This is a genomic window from Clostridium beijerinckii HUN142, assembly GCF_000621745.1.
In the GTDB taxonomy this organism is placed as follows: Bacteria; Bacillota; Clostridia; order Clostridiales; family Clostridiaceae; genus Clostridium; species Clostridium beijerinckii_A.
Genome location: NZ_KK211337.1, coordinates 35,150 through 56,264, shown reverse-complemented (window position 1 = coordinate 56,264; position 21,115 = coordinate 35,150). Strand labels below are relative to the sequence as shown.

Annotated in this window: 19 protein-coding genes and 1 pseudogene; all 20 read right to left on the bottom strand. The window is 28.4% G+C overall.

The window, feature by feature from the left end; genetic code table 11:
* Positions 1-60: 60 nt before the first annotated feature.
* Positions 61-2,001, bottom strand: a complete 1,941-nt coding sequence (locus T483_RS0123920) for a S8 family serine peptidase (RefSeq protein ID WP_026889090.1) — start codon at positions 1,999-2,001, stop codon at positions 61-63.
* Positions 2,002-2,776: 775 nt separating this feature from the next.
* Positions 2,777-2,929 (bottom strand): hypothetical protein, encoded by a 153-nt coding sequence (locus T483_RS31320; protein WP_155268540.1) that lies wholly within the window; start codon positions 2,927-2,929, stop codon positions 2,777-2,779.
* Between the two features lie 84 nt (positions 2,930-3,013).
* Complete coding sequence (locus T483_RS0123910) at positions 3,014-4,933, bottom strand: asparagine synthase-related protein (RefSeq protein ID WP_026889089.1); 1,920 nt, start codon at positions 4,931-4,933, stop codon at positions 3,014-3,016.
* Positions 4,934-4,955: 22 nt separating this feature from the next.
* Positions 4,956-5,864, bottom strand: a complete 909-nt coding sequence (locus T483_RS0123905; RefSeq protein WP_026889088.1) for a hypothetical protein — start codon at positions 5,862-5,864, stop codon at positions 4,956-4,958.
* An 88-nt stretch (positions 5,865-5,952) separates the two neighbouring features.
* The gene (locus tag T483_RS0123900) at positions 5,953-6,483 is read right to left on the bottom strand and encodes a lasso peptide biosynthesis B2 protein (RefSeq protein ID WP_051560551.1); all 531 of its coding nucleotides are present in this window, start codon (positions 6,481-6,483) and stop codon (positions 5,953-5,955) included.
* The gene (locus tag T483_RS0123895) at positions 6,458-6,730 is read right to left on the bottom strand and encodes a lasso peptide biosynthesis PqqD family chaperone (protein ID WP_026889086.1); all 273 of its coding nucleotides are present in this window, start codon (positions 6,728-6,730) and stop codon (positions 6,458-6,460) included. The genes T483_RS0123900 and T483_RS0123895 overlap by 26 nt, the downstream gene beginning before the upstream one ends.
* 81 nt (positions 6,731-6,811) lie before the next feature.
* Entirely contained in the window at positions 6,812-8,029 is a 1,218-nt protein-coding gene (locus T483_RS0123890) for a nucleotidyltransferase domain-containing protein (protein ID WP_026889085.1), read from the bottom strand.
* Positions 8,030-8,205: 176 nt separating this feature from the next.
* Positions 8,206-9,075 (bottom strand): UTP--glucose-1-phosphate uridylyltransferase GalU, encoded by an 870-nt coding sequence (gene galU / locus T483_RS0123885; RefSeq protein ID WP_026889084.1) that lies wholly within the window; start codon positions 9,073-9,075, stop codon positions 8,206-8,208.
* Positions 9,076-9,182: 107 nt separating this feature from the next.
* Positions 9,183-10,283 (bottom strand): glycoside hydrolase family 113, encoded by a 1,101-nt coding sequence (locus tag T483_RS0123880; RefSeq protein WP_026889083.1) that lies wholly within the window; start codon positions 10,281-10,283, stop codon positions 9,183-9,185.
* Positions 10,284-10,402: 119 nt separating this feature from the next.
* Positions 10,403-11,932, bottom strand: a complete 1,530-nt coding sequence (locus tag T483_RS0123875) for a lipopolysaccharide biosynthesis protein (RefSeq protein WP_026889082.1) — start codon at positions 11,930-11,932, stop codon at positions 10,403-10,405.
* 59 nt (positions 11,933-11,991) lie between these two features.
* Positions 11,992-12,147 (bottom strand): annotated as a pseudogene (locus T483_RS32695) (DapH/DapD/GlmU-related protein); the annotation flags it as partial.
* A 371-nt stretch (positions 12,148-12,518) separates the two neighbouring features.
* A complete protein-coding gene (locus tag T483_RS32545; protein ID WP_051560546.1) occupies positions 12,519-13,145 on the bottom strand; it encodes a serine O-acetyltransferase in 627 nt (208 codons plus the stop codon).
* 16 nt (positions 13,146-13,161) lie between these two features.
* On the bottom strand, positions 13,162-14,184 hold the full coding sequence (locus T483_RS29785; RefSeq protein WP_051560544.1) for a glycosyltransferase family 2 protein: 1,023 nt from the start codon (positions 14,182-14,184) through the stop codon (positions 13,162-13,164).
* 23 nt (positions 14,185-14,207) lie between these two features.
* Positions 14,208-15,464 carry a hypothetical protein gene (locus T483_RS0123855; RefSeq protein WP_155268539.1) on the bottom strand — a complete coding sequence of 419 codons (1,257 nt, stop codon included), beginning with the start codon at positions 15,462-15,464 and terminating at the stop codon, positions 14,208-14,210.
* Positions 15,465-15,475: 11 nt separating this feature from the next.
* Positions 15,476-16,657, bottom strand: coding sequence for a glycosyltransferase family 4 protein (locus T483_RS0123850; RefSeq protein WP_026889079.1), 1,182 nt, complete (start codon positions 16,655-16,657; stop codon positions 15,476-15,478).
* A gap of 27 nt (positions 16,658-16,684) precedes the next feature.
* On the bottom strand, positions 16,685-17,536 hold the full coding sequence (locus tag T483_RS29780) for a glycosyltransferase family 2 protein (protein ID WP_023973425.1): 852 nt from the start codon (positions 17,534-17,536) through the stop codon (positions 16,685-16,687).
* A gap of 31 nt (positions 17,537-17,567) precedes the next feature.
* Positions 17,568-18,617: a dTDP-glucose 4,6-dehydratase gene (rfbB, locus tag T483_RS0123840; RefSeq protein WP_026889078.1), complete on the bottom strand. Its 1,050-nt coding sequence runs from the start codon at positions 18,615-18,617 to the stop codon at positions 17,568-17,570.
* On the bottom strand, positions 18,617-19,525 hold the full coding sequence (gene rfbD / locus T483_RS0123835) for a dTDP-4-dehydrorhamnose reductase (protein WP_026889077.1): 909 nt from the start codon (positions 19,523-19,525) through the stop codon (positions 18,617-18,619). The genes rfbB and rfbD overlap by 1 nt, the downstream gene beginning before the upstream one ends.
* An 82-nt stretch (positions 19,526-19,607) precedes the next feature.
* A complete protein-coding gene (gene rfbC, locus T483_RS0123830) occupies positions 19,608-20,189 on the bottom strand; it encodes a dTDP-4-dehydrorhamnose 3,5-epimerase (protein WP_026889076.1) in 582 nt (193 codons plus the stop codon).
* A complete protein-coding gene (gene rfbA / locus T483_RS0123825; RefSeq protein ID WP_026889075.1) occupies positions 20,176-21,114 on the bottom strand; it encodes a glucose-1-phosphate thymidylyltransferase RfbA in 939 nt (312 codons plus the stop codon). Before rfbA ends, rfbC begins: the two co-directional genes overlap by 14 nt.
* Between the last annotated feature and the right edge of the window lies 1 nt (position 21,115).

The following is a 21,115-nucleotide window of genomic DNA, read 5'->3' as shown; positions in this document are numbered from 1 at the left end:
GGAATTAATTATAATTGTACCTCAATAAATTATAATCAATTCCTTATTTTAAATATCATATTATTGCAAAATATCAGCTTTTAATAATCCATAACCAGTATTATCGTTCTTTCCTCCATATAATGGTTCACATAATTTTGGAAGCAGTTCCCTAACCTTAACTGCATTATTTATTGCTGGGTTTTGTTGTTTTAATAATGCTAATAAGCCCATTACCTGCATTACAGCTACATCGCATAAAAATATTTTATTTGGATTTGTTCCTATTTCATATACATCATATTCATTCTTCGAATTTACGCAAGTAACTCCATAACCATAGGATACACAATCCACAAAACTTCCTGTAAATGGTGTCTTATTTTCATCTCCGCTAATGAACTTTTTATCAGGAGTTACATAATTTACTGTAATAGAGTAAATAGATTTATGCTGAGGACCTATAGCCCATCCCCCTCCATTAGTTACACAAATAATATTCGCATCATAACATTGTTTTAATAAACTATCAGCTACCGTGTCCTGAACACCATTATCAAAATTGATTATGTCAATTTTATTATCAATGCACCACTTAACTGCATTCTGACAATTTGTATATGATCTAGCTGAATAATCTACCGATTCCTTTATTACATACATCTCACATTCCGGTGCTACTCCAATCAATTTTCCTGATATCAAGCTTGTATATATAGTTCCGTACCCATTTGAATCTACAAAGTTACTTTTCTCCTTTGTAACATCAACATATTTACTAACATTAATCTTATCAGTTGATATACATCCATATCCTAGATAAGCAATTTTAATCCCTTTTCCTTTTATTCCTGAATTATGCATTTTATATACATTTAAATATTTTAAATTAAATAAATCCGTAGTAGGAATATCTGGTGGTGGATTATTATTATCAGTACTAACGACATTCACTTCACAAACTGTAGCTTTATTATTATAAATTGCTATCAAATTAGTAGTGCCAACCTTTCTACCTGTGACAATTCCTTGTTCACTTACTGTTGCTATGCTGCTATCTGTCACGAAAAACTTAACATATCCCATCTCATTTGGTAGAAAAACTATATTAGAATTTACTTGATTGGATTCTTGAACTTGTAATTTTAATTGTGGAAAATATATGTTTTTGGGTATATCTCCTAGTATTAATTCGTATTCTTTCTTGTAAGTGATAGGTAGTATAATTGCCTGAATTAATCCATATCCGTAGTATAAATCTTTACCTTTATCACCTAAATCTATGCAATTATCCTTTAAGATTTCATACATTTCTCTACACGTTACATCTTGGTTTTGTTGTCTTAACAAAGCTATGATCCCCGTAGCCATTGCTGATGAAAACGAGGTCCCAGATACAATTACACTCTCTCCATTTTTATCTAACGCTGCTACTTTTTCTCCATAACAACAGAAATCTATTCCAAAAGAATAAGAAGATGTTTCTGATATAACATTATTTTTATCTACATTAGAAATTGAAATTGTAGAATCATATCTTGCTGGAATTGGCAAATATGCATTAATTGATGTATTACCTGCAGCACATACTAAAATAATTCCTTTTTTCTTTGCTTCAAGGCATATAGCCTCTAATTCATCACTTTCATAACCAGGAAATCCAAACGACATATTGACAATATCCATATTATTATCAATACACCATCTCATACCTTCAACAACTTGATTTATTACTACCTCATTTGCAAGTGATAAGTCCACTTTTACTGAATATACATCGCTTTCTGTAGCCACTCCATAATCAACACTTGATATAATACTAGCAACAGAAGTGCCATGTCCATCATCATCATGATAATCATTATTTTTACCTATACAATTATATCCACCTTTTATAAATAACTTTCCATCAAAACTGTTTGCACCTGAATCTATTACTGCAATTTTAATTCCTTTTCCTTTAATATTTTTTTCTCTTATGGATGTTATATTTAATGCATTAAAAAAATCACTATTATCCATCTTAGCACACAACTCCTAATTTTTTTACATACAATACGGGATATTTAAGCATAGTATCATCTCTTATCATTAATATTTTTATTACATTATATTATACTTATCTACATATGCTACTGTAACTTTCTAATGAATGACAAAGGACTGTTGCATTCTACAACAGTCCTTCATTCTAATTTTTCATTAATAACCCATATAAATTATCTCTTAAGTTTTCTTTTTATCTTATGATTTTCCTTTTGGTTCTTGCCAATTACCATTGGAATCTTGCCATGGTGCTCCATCTGCAGCATCATAGCCGCCAGATCCTAACTTAGTATCTTTTACTGATAATTTGACAATATCAGGTTTACTCCATTTTAACTTTGTTTTATTAATTTTAGCCTTCCTCCTTAACTTCTAGATATTTAAACTTATAGATAAACAATTTAAGAATTAAACTTATTGGATGAACATATTTACAAAGTTGCTAAAACTTTAAGTTCATATCTTCACTAGAAATCATAAATATATTTGTTGAGAAAACATTTGAAAACGAGCTGTTAAAGGGTCTTATCTGTAGGTTGTTCCATTTTAGCTTGTCAAACTGAAAGTTGGAGCATGCTAAAGTAGATACAACCTGCTGATTAGAACCTTCAGCGATATTTTCATAGCTTTTCGGAATCAAAATATTTATGATTTCGGTAAGTTATCACATAAGTCTAGTTTTAAAGTTGGTTTATCTATATTATAATTAATGATTTATCTTTTGAGTCTTTGAGCTACGATATTTTTTATCTTATGATTTTCCATGTGGTTCTTGCCAATTACCATTTGAGTCCTGCCATGGTGCTCCATCTGGGGAACTAGAGTAATGCCCCCCTAATTGAGTATCTTTTACGGATAAATCCATAACCTCTGGTTCACTCCATTTTAATTTTGTCTCATTCATCTCAATACCTCCTAAATTTTATATATATTAAACTTAATGCCTATAAACTAATAATAATGGCATTAAATTTATAACAAATTAAATTCATGTGGCTTTATCATTTAAATATTTATATAATGCTAATGATGTTATAATCATTTTCATATCCATAGAGCGATTATGCGTTGAGTTATATTTTAAACATTTTAATTGTTTCTTTAACTTTTCAGTATCTAAGTACTTATTACTCTTCTTATCCTTAATAGCCGCTTCTAGTTCATTACATATATAATTATACCTAGGCTGCAATCTTTGAAGCCAATCCGCACTCTGTAATCCTTTAGTAAGAAAATTAAACCTTATTTTATCTGGCAATATTCCTTTCATCGCTCTCTTTATTAATATCCTTTCTTGACCATTTCTTACAAACTGCTCTGCAGGTAAACTTAAACAAAACTCAACTACCCTTTTGTCTTTAGTAGGATCCCTTTGCACTATTCCATGTGATAATGATAACTTACTTTCTATATTCCCAATTTGAGTTAACATTACCGGATCCAAAAAGTCCTGCCTGTATTCCTTAATATTTTTACACTTTAAATTTATTGACCCATATCTACTTTTTTCTATTCTGTTATCTATATCCCATTTATCAATTAAATCTAACTTTAATGGAGAGTGTTCGTATTTCTTTTTTATAGATGAAATTTTTCTTATATTCTTATACTCTCTAAAAGCTCTTATAATGCACTTCGAGGTAGTTAGTATAGATTGATTATATACTTTGCTACATTCATATATTTCCTTAATAACTTTATAGAAATGTTTGCTTTCAAGTAGTGTTTTTATATGAACTAAAAAATCTCCATATGAAATTGAAAAATTACCATACTGTCCCGTAAGCAGAACCTTGGAATTTCTTTTCTCTACTTTGTCCATTATTTCATCAACCCAAAATATATTCTGAAAAGTTTTATATGGTTGCTCCAATATACGAGTGAATCTCTTTATATCACTAACTGAATCCTTTTTTTCGCTTTTACAATAATTTATTTCTAAATTATCTATAACATCTTTTAGACTATCAACATATTCACTTTCATTTGCAAATCTATATTTAGAAGTATTATCCTTATATCCCTCCATAGGGATTGATGTGTATGATACTAATTTTTGTCCCTTATTTTTTAATTTTCTTCCCGCAATGCAAGCTACTGAAGTAGAATCCAATCCTCCACTAAGCATAATTGATATTTCTTTATCACTATCTAATCTACAATTTACAGCTTCAAAAAATATTTTTTTAAATTCACTTATATATTCATCATCTGACTTTAATTTTAAGACATTTTCATTTATTAATGGATTCCAATATTTATATTTAGTAATCTTATTATCCCTAATAACGATAGCCGTAGCAGGCATAACTTGATATATATTGCTATAAATAGTTTCTTCAGGTTCAAATTGATGCACAACACTTTTCATCGCTAAAAAATCACATATCCATCGTTCATTTAACTTCTTACCACTTTTCAATGGCTCAATAACGGTTGAAAAAGAAAATATCCCATTCTCATATGAATAATATAAACTGCGGCTCCCCATATGATCCTTTACACAAAACACTTTGTCCTCTTTCTCGTCATAAATAACAAAAGCAAAATCTCCAATTAAATACTTAGGACATTCTTCATTCCATTTTTCATAAGCTAATAAAATGATTTGCCCATCAGTTATACCGCTTTTCTTAATATCTAACAAAGCACATAATTCTTTTTTATTATATATGCATGCATCTGCAACAATTAACAAACCTTTAGCCTTATCCCAAAACGGCAGTACTTCATTTTTTGAGTCCTGTTCAATTTCTAATAATCCACATCCCATGAATATATTATTTTTATTTATAGTCCTTATGTTATCCAATTTATATATCTTAAGACTATCAATCATATTATTTTCACTAAATCTATGGATTGACTTTTCATCAGTATTTATTATTCCGCATATTGCTCCACTCATTCTACTCCCCCATGGTATAAGATTATAAATTTACTAAGGTATTTTCTAATACTTTAATCTCATCATCAACTGTATATTTATTTTGTGGTCTATACATACGATAAAATTTAATACTTTGAGCAATTTTTAGACATTTCTTAAAATATTCTGGCTGAATTCCTCTTTTTTTAATCAATTCTATCCTATATATATTATTAATTAGAGTTATCAATTTTTCTTTTCCCTTAATTTCTTCAATTTCTATTTTTTCATTATTTCCTATCTTTATTTCACAAATCGCTCCCATTTTTACAGGTTCAGATATAAATTCCTCTCTAACAACAGGTATCTTATACTTTTCTCTATCATCATCAATTCTTTTGAATTCGCTTAACTTATATCCTAACTTTAGCATTGTGTCTTTACATAACTTCTGCTGAGGATAAGATGAATTAATCATGAGATTATCACTAATAACAGAAACATCGTCTGCCATGAATAAATACTTATGTAATCTTAGCGCAGTTGTTAGTGTAGATTTCCCTGTACCTGAATCTCCAACTATAGTTAATGTTCTATTATTAATAACAACAGTTCCTCCATGAATAGCTAAGGTATTTCTTTGAAATAAAATTAATCCTAAAGCACTACCTAATAAATATGCTTTTACATCCTCTATATCTGAATTTATATATTTATCAATCACAATAGTATTTCCATCATATATTAAATATGTTCCAACAGACTTTATGTTAAACCAAATTTCCTTATAATCTAAATATAAATTTCTTCCTTGCTCTATACTTTTTAACACATCAATTGGAGTATTTCCTATACAAATATTTATTTCATAATCTAATCCATTGCTCTGTGTTAACTCTGGCAGTTCAATATCTGATTTTATTTTTAAGCCATAAACTTCATAATAGTATTCAATATCTTTTGAAATCATCTTTCCTCCCCTTAGTCCACTATTATCTGTTTGAATAAAATTATTTAAATACTAATAATATATTCAAATAATTTTATTCAAACTTGTTCTATTTTTCATATCTTGTAAATTTGGCCACTACCTTAAAACCAGTCCCATTTCCACCTGTAACATAATAACTTCCACACCTGATCCACGAATGAGCTACCAAATTAGATTTTCCTACATCTTTATCGCTATTATCTTTCTTATTTTCTATATTTATATAGTTTTCTTTCGAAACACCTAAATATAGAGTGCTTTCTATATGAGAATGTGATAATAAATATTGTGCTGTTAATGCTTGAACTAAGCACTTACTTTCCCACGGAGTATATTTAGCAACTTTACTTATGCTCCATGATATTTTTCTTGCTATTTTATACTCTTCATCACTCAGATTGAAAGATGATTCTTCATTTATTTTCCCAATATATTTCCGTAGCTTTTTAAATGGAATAAATAATATCGCACTCCTTGCTATGGCTGTAAGTGCAAATACTCTAACTATTAAAACTTTATCCTTAAGCTTTAATCTACTAAAAGTTTTTAACATATTAAAAGTTATTGTCCGTTTATTTAACTGTAATAAGTTCCTCATTCTCTAATACTCCTAAGTAATCAAGTACGTTTCTTTCACAAGTTGCCTTATCCACATCATATTCTTCTAATAATATGTTTATTATGTCCTTAATATAAATCTCTTCCTGAATTACCTCCCAAATACGACTTCCAACTAAGTTTAAAGCAAAGTATTTACCTTTATCTAGGTTCATCATTACTTTTTCTCCATTTAAATCTGCACTATCTATTTCTCTAGATTGACATACTTTTGTGTTGGCATCCATTATTCTCCCCCTAATTTCATATACTTTATTGTTTTAAATTTACAGATATCTGTTATAGCATTATCAAATCATTTTCATTTCTTATAATTCAAATGATTTTATTAATTTATTTCTTTGTTTTCCTAAATTAACAGCTTTCTTTGAGTTTCTAAAAATATTTATAACCCCATATTTTATACATATACCTATAAAAGCACGATGTATCCATGCTACTGGCAATAAAAAATAAGACTTTTTTGCATAAGAATATCTTGACATTATTTCACTTTTTCCAGGAAAAAGAAATTTTATAATTCTTAATAAATTGCTTTCTATATGATACTCATTTGTTCCATATCTATATAAAATCTTAAAATCATCTATCTCTTCTTTTTTCCCATGAACGCCGGATCTTAAAATACTTTCTAATAACAAATCCAGCTCTCTATCATTTACTGCTTTATTATCAAATATTTCGTTTGGAATTTTTATTTCAAATAATTTATTACAAATTAAAATAAGTCCTTGTGTAAATTTTAATATTTTATATTCATCTGCTTTTTTAATAATATCGTTCCAATTTAATTCATTATATTTATTTACTATAAATGTTGATAAATCATATAGCTGCCTCAATCCAAATCCACTAACTTTTGCATGAACTGCCATATGAAGAAGCATATGAAGAAGGAAATCGTTGAAAGATAACATTCTGGTTTTACTCTCGTTTATACTTAGCTCTATAGAATTATTCCATAAGTTATTTTCAAATGCTTCAATATTACCATTAAAATATTTATTGTTTATCAAATTCCAATGAACTTCTACTTCTAATTTTCCTTTAGATGTAAATCCTTGGTGCACTTCATTTTTTCCTTCATCTATACACTCATAGCCTTTACTAACTAAATAGCTTCTAACTTTATCATAATCATTCTTTTTTATTAATATATCCCCATCTCCCATCGTTCTAAACTCCGGTCTTGGGTAAAATTCTCTAAGTACTATTCCTTTTAAGACTATAATTTCAATTCCATATTTTTTTAAATCATCAATTATACCTAAAATATCGTTTATATTATTTCTTTGAATTAAATTCACTATAAATATTTCTTTTTTCCATTGCTCTAATATCTGCCTATCTATATTTTCTAAATATCTTCTATCTAATGAATAGTATATTAACGAACTTATGTTATGTTCCTTAGCTTCCATTATTAATAACGGCCAATCAATAATAATGTTCTTATCATATCTAAACTTCTGTTTCCATATAGACGCCTTTAAAATATTTATTATTATTTTTTGGTAAGCTTCCAACGTTTTTTCCTCCTATATTTTCAACTTAAATTGTTATAATAATGTATCAGAGCTTACTTAATTATAGACATCAAGTCTGTATATACGAATCATCTTATTTCATTCCAAGTATCTATGCGTTTATAAAAGGGGTAAGAAAACTAAGATACTTGGAAATATATATTTAATGAAGTTTTTTATATCAAACTTCTTAAATATCCTATAAACTCATCTTTAAGTTGAGGCTTTCTTAAAGCATATTCTACTGTTGCTTCTAAGAATCCCAATTTATCTCCGACATCATATCTTCTGCCTTCAAAGTTATAAGCATATATAGCTTCAGTTTTTAGAAGTTCCAGCAGTGCATCGGTGAGTTGAATTTCATTGCCTTTTCCAGGTTTTACATTCTTTAATATTTTAAATATTTCAGGTGTTACTATGTATCTACCAAGTATTGCAGTGTTCGAAGGTGCATCTTCTTTATTTGGCTTCTCAATTAGATCTTTCACCTTACACACCCTATCTTCAATTTCAACTCCATCAACAATACCATATTTTGATACATTTTCAACATCCACACTTTGAACACCTAAAATTGTTGTTTTGTACTCATCATAACAGTCAATAAGCTGCTTCAAACAAGGTTTTTCTTCATTATATACAATATCATCACCTAAAAGAATTGCAAACGGCTCATCACCAACAAAACTTTTGGCACAATAAATGGCGTGACCTAAGCCTTTAGGCTCCTTTTGCCTTATATAATGAATATCCACCATATCTGAAATATTTCTGACTAACTCTAATAATTGATCCTTATGATTTTTTTCAAGCTCCATTTCGAGCTCAACAGACTTATCAAAATGATCTTCAATACACTTTTTATTTCTACCAGTAACAATAAGAATTTCTTCAATGCCCGACGCAACAGCTTCTTCTATAATATATTGTATTGTTGGCTTATCCACTATTGGAAGCATCTCCTTTGGCTGCGCCTTAGTTGCAGGTAAAAATCTTGTTCCAAGGCCTGCTGCCGGAATTATTGCTTTTCTTATTTTATTATTCATTAATATTCCTCCTGACTTTGTTAATATTTATTAAAACAAAAACCCTGCTAAATATGAATCTAGTTAAGTTATTGTGATTGATAATTTTATGAGAACAACTTAAGCTCCTATATCAAACCATTTTTTATATAATCGTGCATGGTCTGTTCTGCACTCGTTACTTCATTATCATTAAAATAATTAAATGGAGAGCTTGCATGCCACCATGAGAATCCTACTATATTGCTATTTTGGCATAAACCATCGCATACTGCTCTAATCGCCAAGGAAATGCCATCGTAAGTTGTAGGTTCATTTATACTTGATTCATCATACGCTTTTGACAACCCAATATCTTTAGGCATTAGTCCCGTTTCTGTTATAAAAACTTTCTTATTAAAAGTATTTGCATGCATATTTATTAGATCAATCATAGACTTTCCATTAAAAACAGATGCATAATAAGATTGGATTAATTCATCTAATGTTGGATTTTCGCTAACTAATTTATCAGTATAATGAAAGTACATGTTAAATCCTATAAAATCAAGTAATCCCCAGAACTTTAGCGGAGTATCTACTTTATACTCACTACTATTAGCTGCATAAGTCAATAAAAGATTAGGATATTGATTGCGTATTGTTGAAACAATACTTTCCCAATAACTATAATTTGCATCAACTGTTTGTTGAGACTGTTCACAGCCAATACATAATATAGGAATATTGTTATCACTACACATTTGAGCATAATGAAGACATATTGACTTCCAATTCTTAAAAAATATTCTCTCATTAGGATGATAAGCTGATCTATTATATGAATCACAATAATCCATACCTAAATGGAGTTTTAACATTGTTGTTTTTACATTTGCTTTATTAGCATTTGAAAGTGCTTGTTTAATTATGTTATCTGGAAGCATACCCGGATTAGGATCTGTATCATATTTAATATTTAGCATTACTACAAGTGTATTATCTACACCTTGAAATGCTAAATGTTTATATACATTAACGGTTGGAATATGTGTCCCTCCTATGCCCCACACTGTTGTTGATGTGCTTTTAAACTTTAAATGGTTTCTAGCTATTCTTGAATCTGCACTTTGAACATTTGATCCTTGAGAATGTAGTGCTTTCTGATAAATTATTTTTACGCTTCCTGTTTGAGCAACACTTATTGAAGTTATTAGTATAACAAGAAAAATTCTTTTGAATATATTCATATATCTCCTTCCTTTACATATCCTATTTATATACTTCTTCCATTAATTATACGTAATGCTCAATAAGCGTATTAACAAAAAGCAAATTTTTATAATATCAGTTTCAATATTGTGATTAATTATCTAATTACTTCAATTTTCTTTGTCATAATGCTTAAGATTAAGTTTTTAGCATAGTTAAATTCCTTCATTTTTAAGCAGCCTAATACAAATACCATATTAGGAACAACTAAACAATCTATTAACCTAAATACAAAATTCAAATATGTATTTTCCACAAATAATGAAGATATATATTGAGTTAACCCTCCACCAATTATAGTAATACATGTGTATATAAAATATTTTGAAAAGTATTTTGATAGTTTCTCATTAAATCCATGCTTATATAATACGTATGAATCTACCCATAATGATGTAGCTACTGTACTTATAAAGGTTCCTAAAAATACACCAACTATTCCAAACCTGCGTAATAAAAAAATTGATGCCACAAGATTTATAGTTGCCTCTACCCATGGTTTAAATCTATTGTTCCAAAACAATCCTAGTGTTGAGTTATAGGTTGTAGTGGCTTGTCTCATCCCCCCCATATAAAAATTAATTACTATTATCAAAACTATATTAGTTGACATAATATACTTACTTCCTACCCATAATTCAATAAATGGATTAAACAGAACTATTAAACATATCGAACAAAAGCCAAATATCCAGAAGTTTACAAAAAACACTTTTTTATATATATCATATGACTTTTCCTTATTTTCTTGTGCGTTTAAGTTTCCAATACTAGCAGTAATTGCAGTAAACATTTGTCCTATAATTTTAGTTAACATAGTTATAATCATTACATAGTTTGAGTACAAACCAACCCAATATACTCCTACAAATGATGAAATAAGTATATTATCTGTTCCATTGACAACAACCGCTCCAATTTTATGGGACATCATAGCAGTTACATGTTTGAAAATAATCTTCTTATTTTCTCTCCCTAGTGGCTTTATATCCCGAGACTTAAGAAATGGATATAATAAATTAGCTTTTCTAGATATAGATAAGTTCAATAAAAATGTAAATATCATCTGAATAGATAAATATAACATATAATTTTTAGTTAACAATAAAATTACCGATTGTATTATTATTTGAATCATCAAATATTCTTGTTGCTTTATTGCAATGATATAACTTTTTTGATCTGCTGTAATTATTGAAGTCTTATATGCAAAAAAATAACTAACAACTGAATTAGCCAAAAATAATAAATATATTATCGTCAAGTGCTCTACATTAGGTTTATCTTTGATTATCGTCCCTAAAAATGGAACAATACTTAATCCTACTATAGCTACTATAAGTCCTATGTACCTATATGCTTTTGCATACAAATGCATTAATGACTTTAATTTTTCTTCATCTTTATTAGCTAATGGCTTATACATATGATAAATTATGGCACTACCAATCCCAAGTTCAGCTAAAGATAACATGGATAAAATATTTGTAAATAAACCATTTACACCAAGATAGTTAGCACCCAATATAAAAATAAATATAGTTCTACTAACAAAATTTAAAATTATATTAAATACTTGTCCAAAAATTCCAATTACACTATTTTTAATAGAGTTTTCTGTTCTCATATAATTTCCCTTCTGCTGTTTTTTATAGTTTTGCAAAATCAATTAAAACGCTTCTACTCCCTATACTTTAATACCCTAGCTGGGCTTCCCCCGACTATAGCATATTCTTCAACATCTTTAGTAATTATTGCTCCCGCTCCTAAAACAGCTCCTTTACCAATAGTTACATTAGGTAAAATAATAACATTATGCCCTATCCATACGTCATCTCCTATTTTTACTGGTCTATGTACAGATGGCTGAAGCCTCATAATTTTATCTTTAATAGTACCATGGTTCGTAGTATATATTTTAACTTCTGGCCCCATCATAACATCATCGCCAATAGTAATTTGTGCTCCATCTTGTAAATAGCACCTATATCCTATACTTGAATTATTTCCTATACTTATATTTCGTCCTAATATAAATCTAATATTAGGTCTAATATTTGCATTATTCCCAACCTTAATAAATACTTTTCTTAATAGAAACCTTTTTATACAATTAAGAAAATTGGTAAATGCCACTTTTCCCTCTCTGCATGGTATTTTATTTATGATTAAAAATATTATTTTACATATTCTCCTAATAATCTTCTTTTTAATCATTTAAGCTTCCCCTTTCCCCCTTTGATATATTCATTTCTTGATTTATAGTCTCCATAAATAACAATTGAATCTTTGTTTGATATTACTTTAGCAGGATTTCCAGCTACAACAACTCCATTTGGTATATCCTTTGTAACTACCGAATTCGCTCCTATTGTAACATTATTGCCAATTGTTACGGGTCCTATTATCTTAGCTCCTGTTCCTATAAAAACATTATCACCTATTGTGGCAGCCTTAAATCTATGTCTAAATAAATTAGAACCTATTGAAACTCCATTAAGAATAGTGCAATTCTTACCTATAACTGTATTTCCAGCCATAACAATCCCCCCTATGTGAGGTATCGCCAACCCTTCATTAATTTTAGTTATTGGACTAATTTCAATCCCCAATTTTACTTGTAATCTTCTAAGATAAAACCCTACTAATTTTCCTAATATATTTTTAAATTTGCTATTGCTATTTTTTAAATATTTGCACACTCGTAATACCACTATATATTTTGAGGTAGGTAATGTCTTTAATGCTAAAAGTACTTTTATTAATAACCACTTACTATAATATCCATAAGCTCTATATAAATCACAATAAACAGAATATTTCAATTCTTCGTACATCATCCTATCCCTCTTTCCTTTAAATATCAATCTTATTGGAGATTCTTGACTTTAAATTATAATAAATAGTTACTAGTCTATATAATGCTTTATTCTTATTAAAGGTTAGTATCTCTAACTTTTGTTGCTTTGTTAAAAATGTTTTTCTTAACATATCATTAGTTATACTTTTCTCTTCTATACATTCCATCACATTATGTATAACTTGCTTTTCATGCTCCTTAAAATTCCAAAAGTATACCTGCTTTTGCATTAAATATAGATGAAACAAACAAAAGTGAGTATATATCTTTTTGTATTTATCAAATTCATTATTTTTTACCAAAAAGTCCTTTACTAATTTTAAAGCTTTTAATCTGTGATATATACAATTTATATTTGGCGTTCTAGTGCTGCTTTTTTCACTCTGCAGGTAATAATAGCAGTTATCATTTATAAATGTTATTTTATTTGCATAGTAAAAGGTTTGTATTATTACTGCTAGATCTTCATATAACATTCTAGGTGGAAAATCTACTTTATTCTTTATAAATATATCCTTCTTATATAATTTCCCCCATGTATAGCTATTTACACTTTTATCTAACAATAGCTCGTTTATTGCTTCTTCTGATGTTAAAGTACTGAAATTAAATCCTTTAAATGATATAATTTCATTAGACTTCTCCATAACCCATGCAACATTGCATACCGAAATATCTGCATTATTATCCTTTAGTGAATTATACAACTTTTCTAAATAATCCTCCGAAACCCAATCATCACTATCTACAAAAGTTAGGTATTCACCTTTTGCTTGTTTTATCCCCTCACTTCTTGCCTTTCCCTGTCCTTGATTTTTTTGAGTTATTACACTTACGTTATTATTATCCTCTTCTATTTTTTTAATTATTTCATATGAGGAATCGGTAGAGCCATCATTTACAAGTATAATCTCATAATTTTTAAAGGTTTGCTTTAATAGTGATTTTACACATTTCTCTACATATTTTTCTACATTGTAAACAGGTACAATAATACTTATTTGATATTTATTATACATTTTTACTCCTTTACAATCATAACTTAAACGCTATGTCCTGATCTTTCTTTTCTCTTTAAAGCATAATTAGATATATTTAGTATTGTTAAAATAAATAAACATAAAATTATCATATTATCACTTTGCAATGACAATCCATTATAGGTATTTACATCTGCAAATATTATGCTATATGCAATTGCCAGGGAATACTGCCTACGCCTTATTAATTTTAAAATCGGATATAATAAACAACTAAAAATTAATACTGAAGGTACCATTCCAATTTCAAAAGAGAACATTCTAACCGGATATTCAAATGCAGATGATGCATTTTTAATAATGTCATTATATCTAAAAGTAGCACCTAGACCATATCCTGAAAATACCTTTATGGGATACATATTTGACTGCTGGATTAGGTCCCACATTTCATTTCTGCCACTCGTTAAACTTCCATCAAATCTCTCAATTGTAGTATTAAAAATTCCAGCGAAAAATAGAAATATTATTGCTAAAAATGATATAATAAAATTTCTGATTTTTATTTTTTTTGCATGTTGTACTAATAAACATATTACTAATAAAATCATCCCTGATTTACTTTTAGTTAATACTATTCCTAAAATAGTAATAAAAGTTACAATTCTTGTATCCAATATTTTATTAATGTATCTAGTATAATTTATATTAATTGTATAAAACATTAAATATAATTGTGTATTAAATAACGGATGCCCCATAAGAGAATACATTCTATAATTTGCTATACTAGCATCTATCTGTGTACTAATTAGCTCTTGTGTTTTTGAAGTCATAAATTTAGATACAAATACCATCAAACGTTGATTAGTAGCTATATCTAAAACCCCCATTACAGTTATAATTATCATAAGTATATTTAATACTTTTATATATTTATTTGTGAACTCTATGAATAAGTTTTTCTTTAAATTTATACCTATTAATATTAATGGAATTGTAAAATATCCACATACAACAAAACCTTTATATATGCTTTTATTAGAATAAATAGCACTGATAAACACACACATATTCACTATATATACTAAAATCATGTATTTCTTATCTATATTGTTGAAATATAATAAAAATAATAATATTATTAATGCTAAGACTGTAATATTTAAACCACCTATTTTGTCACCTAATAGTCCACACCTTAATTGGTAGGAAAAGATAAAAGTAAAAAATATTATAAAACTCATTAACTTATAAACAATACTACTTTTTATATTTATCAGATTTAATTCTATTCCATTAGTACTTTCTATTTTCATAAATAAATCTCCTATAAAAGTTCTAAAACTCTTTTCCATTTTTCAACTACGCTCTTAACATTAAAATCTTGAGCTCTTTCAATGGCCTTTATAGACATATCTTTTCTTTTATTATAATTTTCAATTAAATTTATTATTTGTAGTGCTAATTCTTTTACATTTTTAGTTGGAACCAATACTCCATTAATTCCATCTTTATTTATTATTTCTTTAGGACCACTATTAGCAAATGCTACTACTGGTAGTCCACATTCCATAGCCTCTGTTATTACTAATCCAAATCCTTCCCATCTAGATGATGATACAAAAATAGATGAATTTAAATAATAATAATTGACATTAGTGGTAAAAGGCCTAATTTCCACATTGTTCACTAACTGAAGTTCCAATATCTTATTTTCTAATTTTTCCTTATCAGGTCCATCACCCACTATAATTAATTTCCAATTTGGATGCTTTTTTGAAACTATTTTATATGCATCTAACAATAAATCAAATCCTTTTTGTTCTTGTACTAATCTACCAACCGATAGTATATTTCTATTATTACAGTTAGATTTTTGTTCTGATGTAAAACTCAATGGATTATATATGCATATACTTTTGATTCCCATTTTTTCTTTAATTTTATTTTTGTCATGTTCTGTTAAAACTACACACTTATCTAACATTGATATATTTCTTTTAAACATTTTATCTATATTCCAACAATACTTGTCCTTAGTTTGAAAATATGCTTCATAAGAATTATGTTGCCAACCTATAGTTTTAGCATTTAACTCATTTGCTATTGAACCTATTAACATGCTATATAACGCTTCTACTGCAATTATCACATCATATTTTTTTGTATTTAAGTATTCCAGAAAGTTTTTTTGTATTTTTCCTGGAAAATACACTTTATTTAATATGTTTATACATTTATTTTTATTAAATATACCTGTTTTATTATTCAATATCATCAAACTTTTACAAACTAACTTTGAAATCAGCCTCTTTTTATGCATAATACCATTTATTTCTACGTTAATACTTTTATTTAAATTATATAATTCGTAATTTGGTTTATATTTATCTGAAGCGCATAGTATATCCACTTCGTTATATTTAACTAACTCGTTGGCTAATACAGTGGTAACTCTCTGCACCCCACCTGAACTGAATATATTACTTGTTACAAAACAAATCTTCATAAATACACCCTTACTTTTAATTGTCTATCATTTTAGTTTTTGACTTATTCTTTTTATATAATAAATACAAATTCTTATATAAGTTTTATAATTTAACTTGTTATACTTTAATGATTTAATATAATAACAATGCTTAAAATCATTCATACTTAAGTATATATCTCCTAAAAGATTGTAAAAACCAGCTTTTGCTACATGATCATTGTCGAATAACTCCTTATGCTTACTCATAATTATCTTTAATGCTTCTATAGCCTTAAGTGGTTTCTTTGTAATACTATCATCTTGAACATATACATTAGCTAATGGTCTATTTATAAAATGAATTTTATATTTGCGTGTTAGTCTTATCATTAGTTCCCAATCTTGAAATCTGGGCAATTTTTTATCAAACTCGTTATTTTTAAAACATTCTGCTTTTCCTAATACCGTTTGGGTACTAATATAATTCTTACGTAATAGCCTTATGGCTGCACAATTATCTTTTATTTTTTCCTTAGGAAGAAGTGTTTTTCTCTTTCCCATATATCTAATAAATGAGCTAGCTACTATATCAGCATTACTATTTTTTAGCTCTCTAAGCTGAATCTCTAACTTATTATTCACCCATTCATCATCGCTATCCTGAAATGCAATAAACTCACCAACTGCATATTTTATCCCTGTATTTCTAGCTGCATTAGCTCCCAAATTTTTTTCATGCTTAATATATTTTATTCTTGAATCACATATATTTTTTATTATTGCTTCAGAGTTATCAGTTGACCTATCATCAACTATAATTATTTCAAAGTCCGAATATGTTTGATTTAATAGGCTTTTAATACATCTCACTAATGTATTTGCTCTATTATATGTTGGTATAATGATAGATACCATATCTTTCTCCTTATGCTACTTAACTAAATTTTTATTTATACATCCTCTCATAATATTTTTGATAATCTCCAGAAGTAACATTTATCATCCACTCTGCATTATCTAAATACCACTTGATAGTCTTCTTTATTCCAACTTCAAAAGTAGTTTCAGGATACCATCCAAGTTCTTTTTTTATTTTATCTGGTGCTATTCCATATCTTCTATCATGACCTTTTCTATCGGTAACATATTTAATTAAGCTTTCATTTACTTCTTTATCCACATTTTCATGTATATATGATATAACTGTTTTAACTATTTGTATGTTTGCTCTCTCATTATGCCCGCCAACATTATAAACCTGTCCAGGTCTACCATTATTAACAACCATATCAATTGCCTTTGCATGATCTTCTACAAATAACCAATCGCGTATGTTCATTCCATCTCCATATATAGGTAATTCCTTATGTTTTAAACAGTTATTTATTAACAATGGAATTAACTTCTCTGGAAATTGGAATGGGCCATAATTATTTGAACATCTTGTTATGTTAATTGGCATTTTATATGTATCATAATATGCCTTAACCATAAAATCTGAACTTGCTTTACTCGATGAATATGGGCTATGAGGATCTAATGGAGTTGTTTCCATAAAATATCCTTCCTCTCCTAATGATCCATATACTTCATCCGTTGATACATGAAGAAATTTCACACCCTCTTTAAATCCATTTTCTGTTTCCCATGCATTTTTTGCACAATTAAGCATGTTAACTGTTCCAAGTACATTTGTTTTAACAAATACCTCAGGCTGTTTTATACTTCTATCAACATGAGATTCTGCTGCAAAATGAGTTACATAATCTATCTCATATTTTTCAAATAAACTTGATACTAATTCTTTATCACAAATATCACCCTGAACAAATGTATATCTTTCATCATTTTCTATTGATTTAAGATTTTCTAAATTTCCTGCATAAGTTAATTTATCTAAATTTATTATCTTAATATCTTTATATTTATTTAACATGTATAAAACAAAGTTTGAGCCTATAAATCCAGCTCCACCTGTAACTAAATATGTCTTCATCATTCTACCCCTTCCTGATGACTGTCACCTTTCATAACTTTCTCAATAAATGATTTTATTGCTTCTTTCCAATCTCTCATTTCATCACCAACAGTAGATCTTAACATCATATTATCAAGTGATGAGTATTCTGGTCTTTTTGCTGGAGTTATATACTCTTCTGAAGTACAAGGTTTAACTTCACATTTTTCGCCACATAATTCAATTATTATTTTAGCAAACTCATACCATGTGCATTCTCCCTTACCTGTACAGTGATATATTCCATATTCTTCTGTTTCAATGAGCTTTAAAATGTGATAAGCTAGATCATTGGCATGAGTTGGGCTTCCTCTTTGATCATCTACAACTTTAATTATGTCCTTTTCTTTGCCAAGTCTCATCATGGTATAAACGAAGTTCTTACCTATATACCCATATAACCAGGCTGTTCTAACAATAAAATACTTTGAACAAAATTGCTGCACATATTGTTCACCTAGAAGCTTAGTTTTTCCATAAACACTATAAGGCGCTGTTAAATCATATTCTGTTAATGGTCTATTAGAAGCTCCACTAAACACATAATCAGTTGAAACTTGAACCAATTTAGCTCCTATTTCTTCACAAATTATAGCTAAATTTCTAGGCCCTATAGAATTAACTCTAAATGAAAAATCATTATTGCCTTCACATCCATCAACATTTGTCGCTGCTGCACAATTTATTACAACATCTGGTTTAACATCATTTAATATTTCTTTTACTTGAGTTAAATTTGTTATATCAAGCTTATCTACATCTAATGCTATAACTTCTGATTTTCTTATACTTCCTGAAACTTCATCAATCTCTGCTTTTCCAGATTTTATTATACTTTGAAGTTCGTTGCCTAGTTGGCCATTGCATCCTGTTATTAATATCTTCATATATCTCTCACACCCTATCTCTAATAAAAAATTAATATCTTATATTTTAATAATAGTTTTTTTAAATATAATCCATATTTTTTTACTTCTTATATACAAAATCTTTATATTCTCTCAAGTCTAGTTTCTTTAAATTTGGATAAGTCTTATCTTTTTCAGATAAAATTATATTTTTTATTAAATCTAAAGGCCATTCTATATTAATTTCCGGATCATTCCACATGACCCCGCCATCATATTCTGGTGAGTAAAAATCTGTACATTTATAATTAAATACAGCTTCATCTGATAAAACTAAAAAACCATGTGCAAAGCCTTCCGGAATATAGAATTGCTTTTTATTCTTATCACTTAAAATAACGCCTTCCCATTGCCCATAAGTAGGAGATCCAGTTCTTAAATCAACTGCTACATCAAAAACTTCACCTTTAGTTACTCTAACAAGCTTTCCTTGACTATGTTTTTTTTGAAAATGAAGACCTCTTAAAACTCCTTTGCTCGATTTTGATTCATTATCTTGAACAAAATTCATACTAAGTCCAGCTTCACAAAATTGTTCTTTACTATAAGTTTCCATAAAGTAGCCTCTACTATCTCCAAAAGTTTTAGGCTCTATTATGTATACTCCATCGATCCTTGTAAGATTAAAATTAAAATTTTTCATAACTACCACCTATACTATAATTTGCTGCTGCAATTTCTTCACTTGCTTTTTCTGATTCAATTTCTTGTACTATATCTACCAGATATTTACCATATCCAGTTTTCATTAACGATTTTGATAATTCAATAACTTTTTGTGAACTAATCCATCCTTGCCTATAAGCTATTTCCTCAAGACATGCTATATATGTTCCTTGCGTATGCTGGATTGCCTCAACAAAATTTGATGCTTGAAGCATGGACACATGGTTTCCAGTATCAAGCCATGCCATTCCTCTGCCTAGTAATTGTACTTTTAATGCTCCATCTTTCATATAAGCTTTATTCAAATCTGTTATTTCAAGTTCTCCTCTTTGGGAAGGTTTCAACTTCTTGGCTTTTTCAATTACTGAATTGTCATAGAAATACAGCCCTGGTATTGCATATTTTGATTTTGGATTCTCAGGTTTTTCTTCTAACGAAATAACTTTTCCACTTCTATCAAATTCAACCACCCCAAACTCTTTAGGATTTTGAACATAATATCCAAACACACATGCTCCGCCCTTTAAACTAGCTGCTTTCTTAAGATGTTTTGAGAAACCTTGTCCATAAAATATATTATCTCCAAGAACCATTGCTACGTTGTCGTCCCCAATGAATTCTTCACCAATAATAAAAGCCTCGGCGAGTCCATTAGGTTTTTCCTGAACCGCATATTCGATATTCAAACCCAAATCTTCCCCAGTTCTAAAAAGTTCATTAAAATTAACTATATCTCTTGGTGTAGATATAATTAAAATATCTCTTATCCCTGCAAGCATTAAAACTGACAATGGGTAATATATCATTGGTTTATCATAAATTGGTACCATTTGTTTTGACATTGCTTTTGTTACCGGATAAAGTCTTGTTCCTGATCCACCAGCTAAAATTATTCCTTTCATA